Genomic DNA, 15,507 nt, shown 5'->3' on the forward strand with positions numbered 1-15,507 from the left:
AAAATCCTTACTTTTGCCCATATTGCCTTGAAATAGTAGCGTTTTTATGACTGAGAAAAGTAATGATTTGTCCGGCAAGGACAAGGTGACCCAAACCTCCAAAAATGAAGAGGTAAAGGGTATTGAAAAAGAAACAAAAGTAGAATCTACAGAAGAAACTTCTGATGAGCCAGTTGCTGCTGAAGCAGAAACTAGCGAAGAGGTGAAAGCTGAAGAAAAAACTACAGAAACTGCCCCTTCACCTACGGCTGAGCCCCTTAGTGAGCCGGCATCTGATATCACGGGTGCCGAAGAAAAAGTTGAGGAGACTGCAAAAGTAGAAGAAACCTCCTCAGAAGAAGAGGACGAAGAGGACCAGGAGGAAGAAGAACATGAAGAGGAAATAGACCTGTCTTCACTTTCCAAAATTCAATTAGTTAAGCTAATCAAAGAAAAGTCTCAACAAGGAAATGTGTTGAAACTGGATAAATTGGTGCATGAAATCAAAGCTGCCTTTGATGAATTTATCCATAAGGAAAGAGATGAGGCCTTGGCAAAATTTAAAGAAGAGGGAGGAACTGAGGATGATTTTGACTTTAGACCAAGCGAGGAAGAGAAGGAATTCAATAAATATTATTACGAGTTTAAAAAGCAGGTAAATACAATCCGAAAAGATGCTGAAAAGCAAAAAGAGGAAAATTTAGCTGCTAAAAATGAATTGCTGAATAAGTTGAGAGAGCATGTAGATGGAGAGGAGACTACTCTGAGCATGGCCTCTATCAAAGCGATTCAAGAAGAATGGAAATCTATAGGTCCTGTTCCAGCTTCTCAAAATAGAAGCCTATGGGCAAGCTATAATGCCTTGATGGATCGTTTTTACGATAACCGAAGCATTTATTTTGAATTAAAAGAGCTTGACCGTAAAAAGAACCTAGAAAGTAAGATTGAACTTTGCGAAAAAGCGGAAGCTTTGAAGGATGTGAAGGACTTGAAAGATGCCATCAAATCCTTAAATGAACTGCATGAGGAATTCAAGCATATAGGTCCTGTTCCAAGAGATGAACAAGAAGATCTTTGGCAACGATTCAAAGCTGCATCAGATGCAGTCTATGACAGAAGAAAGGAATATTACGAAGGTCAAAAAGAAGTTTTCCAAAAGAACCAGGTCGAGAAAGAAGCCTTAATAAAGAAACTGGAGGCATTCACTGATTTTAAAGCAGAGCGAATTAAGGATTGGAATACCAAGACAAAAGAGATTTTGGAAATTCAGAAATCTTGGGAAAAAATCGGTCCGGTTCCCAAAGAATCAGGAAAGGAAATCAATAAGTCTTTCTGGAGTTCATTTAAGCAATTCTTTCATAACAAGAACCTTTTCTTTAAGGAACTTGATGAAATCAGAGCAACCAATCAAGCCAAAGCGGAGGAGTTAATTGCAAAAGCTGAGGCATTGATGAATAATACAGATTGGCAAAATACAGCCAATCAATTGGTCAAATTACAGCAGGATTGGAAGAAGTTGGGTCCTACTCCTGAGAAGAGCAGAGATGCCCTTTATAAGAAGTTTAAGACCGCTTGTGATACCTTCTTTGATAATAGAAGAAATGCCAATAAGCAGAATAATGCGGAGTTTGAAGCCAATTTGCTGAAGAAGCAAGAAGTGATCAAGGAAATTGAAGCTGCGAAAGATGCTTCTGAAGATAATCTGACTGCCTTAGTTGGTAAGTTCAATGAACTTGGATTTGTTCCTAGAAAAAACATGAAGGAAATTCAAGCACAGTTCAAAGCCGCAGTTGATGTGTATTTGGAGAAGTTGGATCCAGATTTTGACAGGGAAGATTTCTTATTCAGATTAAACTTGAACAAGATTCAATCAGATCCTAATGCCTCGAAGACACTGAATAAAAAGGAACACGGAATTCGTAAGCAGATTGCCGACCTTGAAAACAACATTGTTTTATGGAAAAATAATCTTGAGTTTTTCGCGGCTTCTAAAACTGCGGATAAGTTGAAAGATCAATTTGACGTGAAGATCCAAAAAGCGGAAGAAGAAATCGATAAATTAAAGAAAAAGCTTTCCATCATTAGGGAGTTTTAAATTTTTCTCTCTCATAATTAAGGAGATAGAAAAAATCTTTTAACAGGGTTTGGAGCGAAATATAGCATGGCCTATATTTGCAGCACGTTAAAGGAACAAGCCTCCTTAGCTCAGCTGGTAGAGCAACTGACTTGTAATCAGTAGGTCATTGGTTCGATCCCGATAGGAGGCTCTGAAACGACAAAAACCACTCGCTAATCCGAGTGGTTTTTTTGTTTTAGGAGGGGGGTGGTAAGGGAGCAGGGCAGGGGATTGGCAATGCATTTATTTTTCTATCTAACTCCATCAATAAATTCCAGAAGACTTAATGGAACCTATTTCTCAGTACTTTTTTTCCTTCCATTGGATGATTTTATTTTTTCGGTAGACGCATTCATGCAATAATCCTATAATTTGTACACGCATTAAGAGTTTGTATATTTCGATGTCTTACATACCCCTTTATAGTTGATGAGTTTCTTTACCAAATCGGCTTTATTTGCCATTTCTTCCATCCTAGTTTTTTCAGCTTGTGAACCTGAGAGATCTCCATTTGATGTTTCTCCCTCTGAATCCATGGATCCAAAACGTCTGGAGCCTCCATTTCCTGAAGTAGCGCTTCCCGAAGGAATAGATTTGGAATCTCCTACTTGGAAAGGGATAGATCTTTCACCTACTGCTCCCGTTGTTCCGGTGTCTGCCAATGAGGAAAAGAAATCATTTGTGCTGAAACCAGGATTTCATATGGACCCGGTTTTATCAGAGCCTCAAATCAGGGAACCTGCCGCGATCCAATTTGATGGAAACGGAAGAATGTATGTACTGGAACTTCGCACGTATATGCAGGACATCGATGCCAATGGTGAATTGATGCCTACTTCCCGAATTTCCAGATGGGAGGACACAGACAATGACGGAGTATATGAAACAGGAGTGGTATTCTTGGATAGCTTGGTTTTCCCAAGATATGTGGTTCCTTTCGGTCCTAATGCAATTTTATCCATGGAGTCCAATGAGGATCATGTATACAAGTTTACAGATGTAGACGGAGACGGTAAGGCAGATAAGAAAGAGCTCTTTGCCTCAGGATTGGGCCGATCAGGGAATGTAGAGCATCAGACCAGCTTTCTTACCTGGGCATTGGACAATTGGATGTACAGTACCTATAATTCAAAAAGGATTCGATGGACACCTGATGGGGTGATCCAGGAACCAAGTGGAAATCCTTGGGGGCAATGGGGGGTGACCCAGGATAACTATGGGAAACTATGGTTTCAAGATGGAGCAGGAGGAGTACCGCAAGGTTTTCAGTTCCCTATTGCCTATGGAAACTTTAGTGTGAAAGGCCAGTGGAAAGACGGGTTTCGTATTCCTTATAGCTTAATCAAATTAGCAGACTTCCAACCCGGAATGAAAGAAGCAAATCCTGATGGGTCTTTGAATAATGTAACTGGAGCCGCAGGTAGTGATGTTTACAGAGGTGATAGACTCCCAAAAGAATTGGTGGGACAATATTTCTATGGAGAGCCAGTAGGTAGGATTGTCAGACAGGTGAATTCTGAAAATGTAGAGGGCTTGACTTATATTCAAAACAGTTACATAGATTCAAAATCAGAGTTTATCCAATCCACTGATCCTTTATTCAGACCTGTGGATATGGCCACGGCACCTGATGGGACCTTGTACATTGTTGACATGTACAGAGGAATTATTCAAGAAGGAAACTGGACGCAGGAGGGAAGCTACTTGAGGACTAAAATCCAACAGTATCAAATGGATGATGTGATTGGAAATGGTAGAATCTGGCGTTTATCCTATGAGGGGATGCCTAGAAATACGGAAAAGCCAAGAATGTATGAAGAAACCTCAGCGGAGTTGGTGAGACACCTGGAAAATCCAAATGGATGGTGGAGAGATCAGGCCCAGCAAATCATGATTTTGAACCAGGATAAATCCATTGTGGGAGATTTGGAGAATATGGCCAAAACATCCGATAGTGAATTGGCTAGGATCCATGCACTTTGGACCTTAGAAGGTCTTAATTCCTTGGACTTAAGTTTGGTAAGAGCACTGATGAAAGACCCTAACCCAAACATCCAGATTCAAGCATTGAAAGCCAGTGAGACGCTCTATAAGTATGGAGAAAAGAGTTTGGCTTCTGATTACCTAGAGATGGCAAAATCAACCGATCCAAATGTGGTGATTCAAGCCTTGTTTAGTGCCTATATTTTGAAAATTGACCAAGTGGAAGACTTGATGAAGTCTACCTTAGCTTCTAATCAAGCTCAAGGGGTGCAATTAGTTTCTACCCAGATTCTTGAAAAAATAGAGGAAGCTAAAAAGGCTGCATCCATAAAATATGCTCCGGAGGAATTGGCATTGTTTACAAAAGGAAAATCCATATTTGATAGTTATTGCTCCACTTGCCATGGCCCCAAAGGATTAGGGTCTCCTGCTGGAGATGGATTGATTGCTCCTGCATTTTCTGGTTCACAGCGAATCCAAGGTCATCCTGAATATGCGGTTAAGACTCTTTTGCATGGCCTCACAGGTGATTTGGAAGGAAAAGAATATGAAGGGGTCATGATTGCTATGAATATGAATGATGACGAGTACATCGCATCTGTGTTATCTTATATTAGAAATGATTTCGGTAATGAAGGTAGTTTTATTACCCCTGAATATGTGGGTCAAATTCGGGAGGAGACCAAAGACAGAGATTCTAATTACAGTTTTGACGAATTGATCCATGAGGTACCAAAAGCGCTGGCTCCTCAAGATAATTGGATAGCTACGGCAAGTAGCACGGCACTACAAGGGGTAGGTTCTACCAGAGACCCATCTTATGCATTTGGTTATAAAGGTTGGAAGACGGAAGAATCCCAAAAACCAGGCATGTGGTATCAAGTGGAGTTACCGGATGAGCATCAGCTTGCTGAAATCCAATTTAGTGCTGGCAAAGAAGAATTTCCGGTTGGATATACGGTTTCTATTTCAAAAGATGGGAATAGCTGGACTGAAGTTGCCAAAGAAAGCGGTCAGCCTGGTTTGAACAATGCGAGATGGAAATCTTCAGAAAACGTAAGGTTTGTGAAAATTGAAAGCACTGAAACTGGAGAGAAACCTTGGTCTATGCGAAGCTTGATTTTGTATGCCAGGTAATGATCTAGTGATTTATATGAAGAGAGGTTAGCGATTTTTTCGCTAACCTTTTTTATTGATTACCATACCACCCATTCTGAAAATTTCCGTCACAGGCGTTCAATAGGGTTTCTTTTAATTCCATTAATTTTTCGGGAAACTTAGTAGCTAAATCATGTTCCTCTTTAAAATCTTCAGGTAAATAATACAATTCAAAGGATTCTTTGGGGAGATAAGTTCTAAGCTTCCATCCATCATTGGTAATTAAGGTGGGCCCGGTAAATGAGGAGTACACGACAAATTCATGATGGTCATCCTCCTGATTTCCGATTAGTTCTTGATAGAAAGAAATTCCATCGGTTTTGAGATTTCCTTCATAACCAACTACCTCAGCAAGGGTGGCAAGGAGATCATAATTTGCAATTAACAGATTCGAAACGCTTCCTGCCTCTATTTTGGAAGGCCAGGATGCAATCATCGGTACCCGGATGCCACCTTCCAAATTGCTTCTTTTTAAGCCTGCTCGACCCCCATTCCCATTAAAAACATCCCCAGCCAAATCACTATAATATTTGTGCTCGTAGTTATCAAAACGTTCACCTGTCTCCATATTCGTATAGGGCTTTAAGGTTCTACCTTCTTGACTATAATAGATCTCATGACCATTATCTGAGGTAAAAATGACAAGCGTATTCTCTCTCAAATCCAATTCGTTCAGCTTATCCATGATTTGTCCCACATGATCGTCCAGCAGCTTGACCATGGAGGCATATTCTTTTTCAATTTGAGTCAGCCGATCATCATTAATAAAATCTGGGTGAACCTTGGGAATAGAAACCGGACCATGGGGAAGTTGGGTAGGAAAGAATAAGAAAAATGGGTTCTCTTGATTTTCCTCTAAAAAATTTAATATACCCTCCATGAAGATATCTTCGGAATACACTTCCTTTCCTTTCATATCCCACCTTTCTTCAAAATGCTCAGGAGTCTCAGGCTCTTTGGACTTCCCGGCATCCAAATGAGTATTTCTGGGATAGTGGACCATTTTCCTATTTTCAAAAAGGAAAGGTGGATAGAATCCATGTGCTCTAATATGATCTAGGTATCCGAGGTAATAATCCCATCCATGCGCTTTCATTTGTTGATCAGTGGCAGAAAAACCCCATTCCAATTTTCCAAATTGAGCAGTTGTATATCCCATTTTTTGAGCTACTTCACCTAAATAAATAGGATCCTCACCCAAAGTCAACTTGTCGTTTAGTGCACGTTCTATGGAATCCAAATTTGAACTGGTGGCATACTTATATGCCCCTCCCTCATTGATTGGAAAACCTTCCTGATGGCTATCATGTAATCCAGTAATCAAAGAAGCCCTGGCAGGAGCACAAAGCATATTAGAATACGCCCGATTAAACCTGATTCCCTCTTTGGCTAATCGATCAATGTGAGGGGTTGTTATAATCTGCTGCCCTTCTTGTCCCAATAGGCCTATTCCTAAGTCATCCGCATAAATCAAGATAATATTTGGAGGTGTTAATTCATTTTCCGAGCTATCTTTTTCATTGCAGGAGATGACTATACAAAGACTTGCGATCAAGGAGATGACTGATATTTTCAAAATAGGAGGTGATGAAGTTCTTTTTAGATTAGGGCTAACAAGATAGCGACAAGCTTGTTTAAATCAGGGGAACAATAAGCTTAATTTGGGAAGGCCAGAAAGGCTACTTGCAAAGCTCCTAATTTTTCATAACCAGCTTCATTCATATGAATGGGATCCCGGTAAAATTGATCCTGATTATAGAGGTTGTATCCCCCCAAGGTAAACTGGTCTAGGTAGGGAATACCATGCAATTCACAGATTTGCTTTTGAATTTCTACATACTTTACCATTCCGTTTTCATCAAAAGGGTCATAGCCACCTCGATTGTTAAATGCCTTGCTTGAAGTGAAAAAATAAATCGTGGCATGGGGATTCAATTCATAGATTTTTTGGATGCAATAATTGATGCCTCCAGCCTGTGTGACAAGTTTTTCCTCATCGAAATCATCAAATTCTGTATAGTCTGTGTAGCTTCCAATTGCTCTGTTGTTCGTATAATCATTCGTTGATGCCCATAGAATATAAATGTCAAAAACGCCTGCTTCATCAACTTGTTGCTGAAGTGATTTCCCTTGTAAAGAAGAAAAACCAGCTCCTCCTACACCATAATTGGTCACTGACATTCCCAAACGCTCTTTCCAAAGATCTTTAGCTACTTCACTTGGAGGGATTACGGAAACTGATCCACCAAAAACAGCGACAGACTTTCCGTAATTAAGGGAATTCTTGATGGGAAGATCTTCTTGGTATTGTTGGGCGGACAAGCCTATCGATGTCAAAAGGAATAAGACAAGGAGGGGAGTTTTAATGGAAATCATAGATTTTCGTTTTGATGAGGGTTCTAATTTGTAGTATCAAACTAATTTTTTTTCACTAACTATATGATGATTCAGGTATTTTTTTCTTATTGTATTAATTATAAACAATAACCCATACAACCATGAAAATTAGAGTTACTTTTTTAAGCAGTTTGGTCATTCTGCTAATGATGAGTTTCACTTTTGCACCGTCCATTTTAAGTCCCAAGTATTACGAGGGTAAGTGGGAAGTGTTAATTAAAGATACTCCTCAAGGGAATGCAACAATTCCCATGCGATTTGAAACAGTAGATGAGGTCACTACTGGTTATTTTACGGAGGAGGGTGTAGCAGAAGAGAAAAAGATGTCTTCTGTAAAAATTACAGAGGATGCCCTGTATGCTGCATTTAATATCAGTGGCTATGATGTTACTCTAAACTTGAAAAAAGTGGATGAAGAAACAGCCAAAGGGGATTTGATGGGGATGTTTGATGCGATAGGTACTAAAATGAAATAATAAAAGAGAGGCAATTATGGTTGCCTCTCTTTTTGTTTAATACCCAACAATTAATCGTTGATTCTAATCAACTTGGTAAGTTCCGCATGTTTGGAATTTACCTGGATCTTTTTAACTAAGGCCCAAGATATATCTTACCATGTCCTTGGCATCCTCTTCACTTAGAGTTGGATGTGGTGGCATAGCTGCTTCCCCCCAAACACCTGCTCCTCCTTCGATGACCTTAGTAGCAAGCTTGCTGACATTGGCATCATTGTTTTCATATTCAGCAGCGATATCCAGAAATGCTGGACCTACCACTTGTCTTTCTTTCATATGACAAGAAAGACAATCTGAATTGGCAATTTTATCTTCGCCAGAAATTGTTTTGCTAGCCTCACTTACTACAGCTTCTTCTTTCACTTCTTCCACTTCTGGTTCAGAAACTGTTGGTTCTGGCTCTTTAGGAGCTTCTTTTACAACTGGAGTTTCTTTTTCCACTACCACTGCCTTTTCTTCCTTATTTTCCGCACCACAGGCAACTAAAAGTGCAGCGAGCATGATCATTGCTGACTTTGACAAGATTGTAATTTTCATTCTATTATTGTATTAGCATTCAAATGGTGAATTTGAATAAACTCTCTTCCAATTGATGGATTATTTATATTTAGCTACAGATTTTCTGATAAATGGGAAATAGTATATACAACCTATTTCCCATGTAAAAGTTATTTTCCTTAGCTCAGTGTAAACTCCGGTAAATGAATGATTTTTCCACCGGCCATTGCTGATTCATGAGCCAAAATACCTACGCAGGTTATATTGGCTGACTGTTTTGCATCTGGGTATGGAGCTCTTTCTTCTGCCAAAGCATTTAAGAATTCATTCACTAAATGAGGGTGAGAACCACCATGTCCTGAACCTTGAATGAAGGAAAGGTGCTGGTTATCGTCACCATCATATACCCCAGCAGTCGTGAAAGAAGCAATTTCTTCCGGAAGTAAATGGGCATAGTCAGGTATTTTTACCCTTTCTGGAGTTTCACCAGTGTGGATGACAGAATCTTCATGTTCGATAAGCGTCCATTCAAAAGATTTCTTGGAACCATAGACATCAAAACTCTCTCTGTATTGCCTTGCCGTATTGAATAGGGATCTGGTTACCTCTGCCGCTAAATCTGAATCTTTAAACTTAATATGACAGGTTTCAATAGCGAAAGGAGAACCATATTTTGGAATCAAGTTTTCATCAATTCTACCTGAACCCAAACAAGAAACATACTCAGCCTGAGCTTTTGGTAACGCCAATACTGGTCCCACACAGTGCGTCGCATAGTGCATAGGAGGGAGGCCTTCCCAATAGCCTGGCCAACCAGCCATTTCCTGCTGATGAGAAGCTCTAAGAAACTGAATTTTACCCAATTCACCTTTCTCATACATTTCCTTCACAAACAGGAATTCACGACTATAAATCACCGTTTCCATCATCATGTAAGTCAATCCGGTACGTTGAACTTCCTCGACAATTGCCTTACATTCCTCTACTGTGGTAGCCATCGGTACGGTACAAGCCACATGCTTTCCAGCTCTAAGTGCCTTTAGGGATTGTTCCGCATGGTTTTGAATAGGTGTATTGATATGAACCGCATCAATTTCCGGATCTTTTAATAACTCATCATAATCCGTATATACTTTTTCTATCCCAAAAGCTTTACCGATCTCTTCAGCCTTTTCTTTATTTCTCTGACAAATGGCATACATGTTGGCCAATTGGTGCTTTTGGTAAATCGGAATAAATTCAGCCCCAAAGCCGAGTCCGATAATTGCAATGTTAAATTTCTTCTTACTCATAATTTTATTAAATGGGTATGGTAATTTGGGTTAATCAGGCTTCAGAAGCCCATTTCTTTAAAAATTTCAATCCTTCATTGGCAAAGCTATCTTGGCTTGGTGCCAATGGTTTCCAAATACATACGGCTCCGGCCAATTCCTTAACTTCTGGGGTAAAGCTTTCAATTGAAATAACTCCTTGATAATTGACCGCTTCTAAACCTCTTTTATAGGCTGCCCAAGGAGTTTGTCCGGTTCCAGGTGTTCCTCGGTAATTTTCAGAAACCTGAAAATGGATCAATTTATCCCCTGCCAATTTGATGGCAGCTTCTGGGTCAGGTTCCTCAATGCTCATATGAAAACCATCTAAAATAACCTTGGCTTCAGGTTCATTGATGTCTGATATCAACTGCATTAGCTCTTCACAGGTATTGATCAAATCGGTTTCAAAACGATTCAATGTTTCCAATGCGATTTCCAACCCGAATTTCCGTGCATTTTGACAGACAATCCTCAGATTACTTACTGCTCTGTCCCATTCGATTTTTTTCTGTTCCGGTGAAACCAGTCGGGCTTTTCCTACTGCAGAATACATGGGACCTGCCACAAATTTGCAATCCAAAGCTGCGGCAATTTCAAAACAGCTGTTTAAGTAATCAAAACTGGTTTTATGGAAGCTGGGATCTTCATTGGTCAAATCCCTACTTGTACCAAAGGCACCGCAAATCACTGCCTTTAGACCATTATCTGCCAAAGCAGCCTTTACTCCATTGATATCTATCAGCGCTGGATCTTCTACTGGAATCTCCACGTAATCGTAACCAAATCCTTTAATCTTAGGAAATAGTTTTACCGTTTCCTTATTAAAAGGGGAAGTCCATAACCAGGTACTTACCCCGAATTTTACTTCAAGAGACATTCTTTAATTAAATAACTTTCATGATTCCGTTCATTTGCTTCCAATGATCAGGAAGGGTACAAACGAATGGATAATCTCCTTTTTGGGAAGGCACATTCATTACTAAGGTCTCCGAATAATTAGGGAAAACCAATTCGGTGGAAGCAAGAACCTCTGGGATATTAGGAATAAAGCTACGCTCCATTCCAGTCAGGTTTTTTGCCATTTGATCTGCGGCTTCACCGATTTTTTGTAAGGAACCAATGGATCCGATTACCAAATTATGTTGAACAAAATCAGGGTTTTTGAAATCAACGATCAACTGGCTGCCTGCATTTACTGCAAACACAGGTTTGTCAAATCTCATTTCATGAGGAACGGCCGTAAGAGTGACCGTTCCATTTTCTACATATTCAATCGGAGCTTCTATTGATGCCACCCCTTCATTTTCTGCTGAAGAATCAGCCTTTTTCAAATCAAGGTTAGAACTATTACCAATTCTACCTGAGAATCTCCAGTTACCTTCGTAGTCACCAACTTTATTCCCAGAATCAAATTGTCCTACACGAACATTTTCAGGGGAAAGTGGAGCAGTAAATAGTCCATTGGTTTTTCCTTTCGCTACTTCTTTGCCATCAATACTTAGGCTCATTTGACCTCCCTCTTTTAAGGTTGCAGTTACCAGGAATTTTTCAGAAGGTAATCTTCGGGATCTGATAATTTTAACATCTCCATCCCGTGCAACAGCAAAACTCAACGCATCCTTATACACATATAAGCTATATCCATTCACATTATTTCCTTGGGCAACCATTACTCCATCCAGAGGATCTCTACCAGGTGTCACTTCCATTGATATCGTGATTTCCTTTCCAGATGGGTCAGGTGGGAAAAGGAGGGCATTTCTAGGATCTAAGGTATAAACCTCAGAAATTAAACTTTTAGCAATTCTGTCAGCGATTCCCATCGTGGAGTCTGGCTCCGTAGAAGGAACTGCAGGTCTATTTTCAAAGGCTGAAGGGTTGGTTAAAGCCGCAGCAAAAATTGCCTGTGGTAAATATTCATCCTTCGCATTGTCAGGATCTTCCGAAATCGCCAACAACTTCTTGGAAACATCTTCACTTGCAGGCATTTCAGAAACCGCCAGGATAGCGAATTTTCTAGCCTGAAGGTTATCGTCCTCCATCATATTGGCTGCTATGATCGCATTTAATGCAGATTGGTTTCTAGGGATTACTCGAACTGCATTTTTCCTTACTGCTGCGGAAGGATGATTTAATGCCTTCTCTACTACTTCTTGAGCTTTTGCATTAGTACCCTCTAATTCACCCAGACCTTTCAAGGTCCAAAGTGCATTAATTGCAGGACCGTTGATGCCAGCACCATCCACTTCAGTAGATCCGATGATTTCATATAGCCCTTCCAAAACTTCTTTATTCTGGGTTTCCACAATTAGACGCTGTGCGGTCATTCTCCAGAATAAGTTGTCACTTTCCAAGGCATCCAATAATTCGCTGGCAGAAGCATCTTTCAGGTCAAATGTTTTGGATGGCTCACCACCTTTATAAGTCAATCTATAAATTCTACCATGTTCCTTATCTCTCATTGGGTTGATGTAGGCATTTCCTTCACCATTTTCAAAACCACGTGGAGTAGGGTTGTGCTGGATGATAAAGTTATACCAATCTGCTACCCAAAGTGATCCATCAGGACCTACTTCTGCATGAACAGGGCTAAACCACTCATCAGAGCTAGCCAAAATGTTAAATGCATTTTTCTCTCTATAGCCCGATCCTTCTTCTAGGATTCTTGCATTGTGCAATACTCGACCGGTAGGTTCAGCTACAAAAGCCATTTTGTTCCAATATTCTTCAGGGAAGCTTCTCGCTGTATACAAGTTATGACCTGCAGCTGCAGTATAACTTCCATGCCAATCAACCTGTCTTAAGAAAGGAGTAAGGTGAGGCATATCATAGTGAGAATCAATTCCTGTAGCCGTATTTGGTGTGCCTTTATAAATCGTTCTCTTGACAAACTTATTGTCCATTGCCAAATACACAGAGTGCTGCCCATTTGCTGTGGAAATAAAGGTTTCGAAATCTTCGGAGAATCCAAGCCCCCAGGTGTTATTACTGGTTCTGCCCAAGAATTCCATATTTTCTCCTGATGGATCAAATCGATAGACTCCTTGACCAAAGCTGTATTGCTTACCACTTACTTCACCTCTAAATCCAGAATAGCCCAACACTCCCCAGACTTTATTATCAAAGCCATATTTTAGATTGGATGGACCCGCATGGGTATCGAATTTACCCCAACCTGTCATGATCACTTCTCTTACATCCGCTACGTCGTCTCCGTCAGTATCTTTTAAGAAAACAAAATCAGGAGCCATGGAAATCAACATACCCCCATTCACTGCAGTGATAGAAGTAGGGATATTCAAGCCATCTGCGAAAATGGTAACTTTATCTGCTTTGCCATCGCCGTCAGTATCCTCCAAAATTTTGATTTTGTCATCGCCACCTTCTTTACGAACCTCATTAGGATAATCAGTTGTTTCAATGACAAACAACCTTCCTCTTTCGTCCCAAGTAAATGCGATCGGGTTAATGATCATAGGCTCAGAAGCAAAAAGCTCCAACTCAAATCCTACTGGCGTCTGTACCAATTTCATGGATTGTTCAGGAGATAAAGGCAATTGGAATCTTGGAGCTGGATCTCTTCGTTCATAATTGGGGATTTCAGCGTCCTCAAATTGTGGGGTAGGAATATTATAAGCTGCTAAAAGTTCATTTACTTTTTCACCAACAGCCCAAAGAATTCCATTGGCAACAAGTTCTTGAAATTCTTCTTTTTCCCAAGTCTTTTCATTGTGACCATAGGCTGTATAAAATACTCTACCTTTTCCTTCTTCACGAGTCCAGGTATATGGCTCTTTTTGATCACCTTCCACACGCTCCATTAAAACATGCATATCTGGATTCAACTGGCTATGAACATAGGTTTCATCCCATGTTTCAAACTCATTGATACCGTCCATGATAGGATGGTCCTGATCAATGATGTCAACCGTAAAATCTCCTGTACCATGGCTTTTAAATTGACCGCCAACAGCAGAAATGTACCAAGGAGAATTTTGGAAGCAGAATGAGGCCGAATGAATCGGAATCAATGCCTTGCCACCTTGAATATAATCCTTCAATGCGGTTTCCTGCTCAGGAGTAATATTTTCATGGTTTGCATAAATCATCAAACCATCGTAATTACTCAATTTAGTCGGATTCAGATCGTTGACATCTGTGGTATAAGTTAAATTGATTCCCTTTTGAAATAAGGGAGTTTCTAAATACATCATCAATTTCTCTGAATTGTGATGCTCGCTTTCATGACCTAGTACAAGGATTTCAACGCGTCTAGGTTCCGTGGAAGACAAAAATGTCTCGCCAGATTTTTGTCCGCAACTTATCAGAAGCGAAACGACCAATGTGGTCACTAACCAAGAAAGTTTCATGGGGGGGATTTTAATGGATATTCTCATAAAATGGGTTTATGTATCAATTGCAAACCAATATTCTATATAAATTTCCCAAATTTCTCACTGTATTGATTTGATTTATGACTGAATTTTGCCCTATTTGTAAATAAATCACTTCAAAATACAGCATAACTCAGCTAAAATTTATGAAGAATCCACTCAAAAAATCGCGTATTCCAGACTCAAAAGTCTTTGTAGTCCAAGAATTAATTGCGCCTTATTTTGATAAAAACTGGCATTTTCACCCTGAGTATCAGTTGGTAGTAATATTAAAAGGAAGAGGTACCCGTTACATTGGTGATCATATTAAACCCTTTAAAGAAGGGGATATGGTCATGACAGGGCCGAACCTTCCGCATGTTTGGCGCTCGGACAACGCTTATTTTGACCCGGCAAACGAGTTGGATACGCATTTGATTGTTGCCTATTTTCCTGAAAACTTCCTGGGAGAGGGGATTTTTGAAAAGGAAGAATTCGAGGATATAGGTAGGTTAATGAAAGCCTCCGCAAGAGGTTTGGAAATCGCTGGGAAAACTAATCAGGAAATTACTTCCAAAATGAAGAAACTGGTTCAGTTGAAAGGTTCGAGCCAATTGATTCAATTGTTGGATATATTGAATCATCTCTCACATTCTAAAGATATCAGTCCCATTACCAATGCAGAGTATATCAATCTGAATAAGGAGTCCGAAAAGGATCGGATGGGAGAGGTGTACGAGTATGTCATGAAAAACTACAAAGAGAAAATCATGTTGGAAGAAGTAGCTGCTCTGGCCAATTTATCAGTGAGTGCATTCAGTAGGTTTTTTAAATCCCGAGCCAATAAATCCTTCTCGGATTTTATCAGTGATGTTCGAATCAGCCATGCCTGCAAACTCCTTCATGAAGAAGGGATCAATATTTCCGAAGTCTGTTATGAAAGTGGATTCAACACCCTTTCCAATTTCAACAAACAGTTCAAGGAACGAATCGGCAAAACTCCTCTGGCCTACAGAAAGGAATATCTGGATAGTTTTGAATAGAAGTCAATATTCTTTTGGAAGAGATCAGAGTTCAGTTGGCAGTGTACAGAGAAGTTAGGGATCTAAAATCATTAATCTGAAAAACCGTGAAAAGTATTCAGTTAACTATCTGAAGGAATGTTAATTAATACG

The 15,507-nt window shown here is 39.9% G+C and carries 10 protein-coding genes and 1 tRNA gene; 5 read left to right on the forward strand and 6 right to left on the reverse strand.

What is annotated here, in order from left to right:
* Nucleotides 1–46 precede the first annotated feature (46 nt).
* The 3 genes from BUR11_RS06815 (at nt 47) to BUR11_RS06825 (ending at nt 5,215) form a co-directional block, all read left to right on the forward strand.
* The gene (locus BUR11_RS06815) at nt 47–2,074 is read left to right on the forward strand and encodes a DUF349 domain-containing protein (protein ID WP_084560882.1); all 2,028 of its coding nucleotides are present in this window, start codon (nt 47–49) and stop codon (nt 2,072–2,074) included.
* A gap of 99 nt (nt 2,075–2,173) precedes the next feature.
* Nucleotides 2,174–2,246, forward strand: a tRNA-Thr gene (locus BUR11_RS06820).
* Between the two features lie 278 nt (nt 2,247–2,524).
* On the forward strand, nt 2,525–5,215 hold the full coding sequence (locus BUR11_RS06825; protein WP_074224029.1) for a DUF7133 domain-containing protein: 2,691 nt from the start codon (nt 2,525–2,527) through the stop codon (nt 5,213–5,215).
* Between the two features lie 52 nt (nt 5,216–5,267).
* On the opposite strand, the gene BUR11_RS06830 is transcribed toward BUR11_RS06825, so the two are convergent.
* Nucleotides 5,268–6,812: an arylsulfatase gene (locus BUR11_RS06830; protein WP_074224031.1), complete on the reverse strand. Its 1,545-nt coding sequence runs from the start codon at nt 6,810–6,812 to the stop codon at nt 5,268–5,270.
* A gap of 80 nt (nt 6,813–6,892) precedes the next feature.
* A complete protein-coding gene (locus tag BUR11_RS06835) occupies nt 6,893–7,612 on the reverse strand; it encodes an SGNH/GDSL hydrolase family protein (RefSeq protein ID WP_074224032.1) in 720 nt (239 codons plus the stop codon).
* A gap of 122 nt (nt 7,613–7,734) precedes the next feature.
* On the opposite strand from BUR11_RS06835, the gene BUR11_RS06840 reads away from it, so the two are divergent.
* Nucleotides 7,735–8,109, forward strand: coding sequence for a hypothetical protein (locus BUR11_RS06840; RefSeq protein ID WP_074224033.1), 375 nt, complete (start codon nt 7,735–7,737; stop codon nt 8,107–8,109).
* A 111-nt stretch (nt 8,110–8,220) separates the two neighbouring features.
* Here BUR11_RS06840 and BUR11_RS06845 read toward each other — a convergent pair whose 3' ends face one another.
* The 4 genes from BUR11_RS06845 to BUR11_RS06860 all read right to left on the reverse strand — a co-directional run bounded on the left by BUR11_RS06845 (nt 8,221) and on the right by BUR11_RS06860 (nt 14,329).
* Nucleotides 8,221–8,685, reverse strand: a complete 465-nt coding sequence (locus tag BUR11_RS06845; protein WP_084560883.1) for a c-type cytochrome — start codon at nt 8,683–8,685, stop codon at nt 8,221–8,223.
* A 140-nt stretch (nt 8,686–8,825) separates the two neighbouring features.
* Entirely contained in the window at nt 8,826–9,938 is a 1,113-nt protein-coding gene (locus BUR11_RS06850; RefSeq protein WP_074224034.1) for a Gfo/Idh/MocA family protein, read from the reverse strand.
* 34 nt (nt 9,939–9,972) lie between these two features.
* Complete coding sequence (locus tag BUR11_RS06855; protein ID WP_074224035.1) at nt 9,973–10,836, reverse strand: sugar phosphate isomerase/epimerase family protein; 864 nt, start codon at nt 10,834–10,836, stop codon at nt 9,973–9,975.
* Between the two features lie 7 nt (nt 10,837–10,843).
* Nucleotides 10,844–14,329, reverse strand: coding sequence for a PVC-type heme-binding CxxCH protein (locus BUR11_RS06860; protein WP_074224036.1), 3,486 nt, complete (start codon nt 14,327–14,329; stop codon nt 10,844–10,846).
* 170 nt (nt 14,330–14,499) lie between these two features.
* Here BUR11_RS06860 and BUR11_RS06865 point away from each other — a divergent pair, with 170 nt between their 5' ends.
* Nucleotides 14,500–15,375, forward strand: coding sequence for an AraC family transcriptional regulator (locus BUR11_RS06865; RefSeq protein WP_074224037.1), 876 nt, complete (start codon nt 14,500–14,502; stop codon nt 15,373–15,375).
* Nucleotides 15,376–15,507 lie beyond the last annotated feature (132 nt).

It is taken from the genome of Algoriphagus halophilus (assembly GCF_900129785.1).
GTDB lineage: Bacteria > Bacteroidota > Bacteroidia > Cytophagales > Cyclobacteriaceae > Algoriphagus > Algoriphagus halophilus.

Excerpts from the sequence above, each read along its gene's own strand:
- BUR11_RS06825 (WP_074224029.1), top strand. The coding sequence starts at position 2,525 with ATGAGTTTCTTTACCAAATCGGCTTTATTTGCCATTTCTTCCATCCTA.
- BUR11_RS06815 (WP_084560882.1), top strand. The coding sequence starts at position 47 with ATGACTGAGAAAAGTAATGATTTGTCCGGCAAGGACAAGGTGACCCAA.
- BUR11_RS06840 (WP_074224033.1), top strand. The coding sequence starts at position 7,735 with ATGAAAATTAGAGTTACTTTTTTAAGCAGTTTGGTCATTCTGCTAATG.
- BUR11_RS06855 (WP_074224035.1), bottom strand. The coding sequence starts at position 10,836 with ATGTCTCTTGAAGTAAAATTCGGGGTAAGTACCTGGTTATGGACTTCC.
- BUR11_RS06860 (WP_074224036.1), bottom strand. The coding sequence starts at position 14,329 with ATGAAACTTTCTTGGTTAGTGACCACATTGGTCGTTTCGCTTCTGATA.
- BUR11_RS06835 (WP_074224032.1), bottom strand. The coding sequence starts at position 7,612 with ATGATTTCCATTAAAACTCCCCTCCTTGTCTTATTCCTTTTGACATCG.
- BUR11_RS06865 (WP_074224037.1), top strand. The coding sequence starts at position 14,500 with ATGAAGAATCCACTCAAAAAATCGCGTATTCCAGACTCAAAAGTCTTT.
- BUR11_RS06845 (WP_084560883.1), bottom strand. The coding sequence starts at position 8,685 with ATGAAAATTACAATCTTGTCAAAGTCAGCAATGATCATGCTCGCTGCA.
- BUR11_RS06850 (WP_074224034.1), bottom strand. The coding sequence starts at position 9,938 with ATGAGTAAGAAGAAATTTAACATTGCAATTATCGGACTCGGCTTTGGG.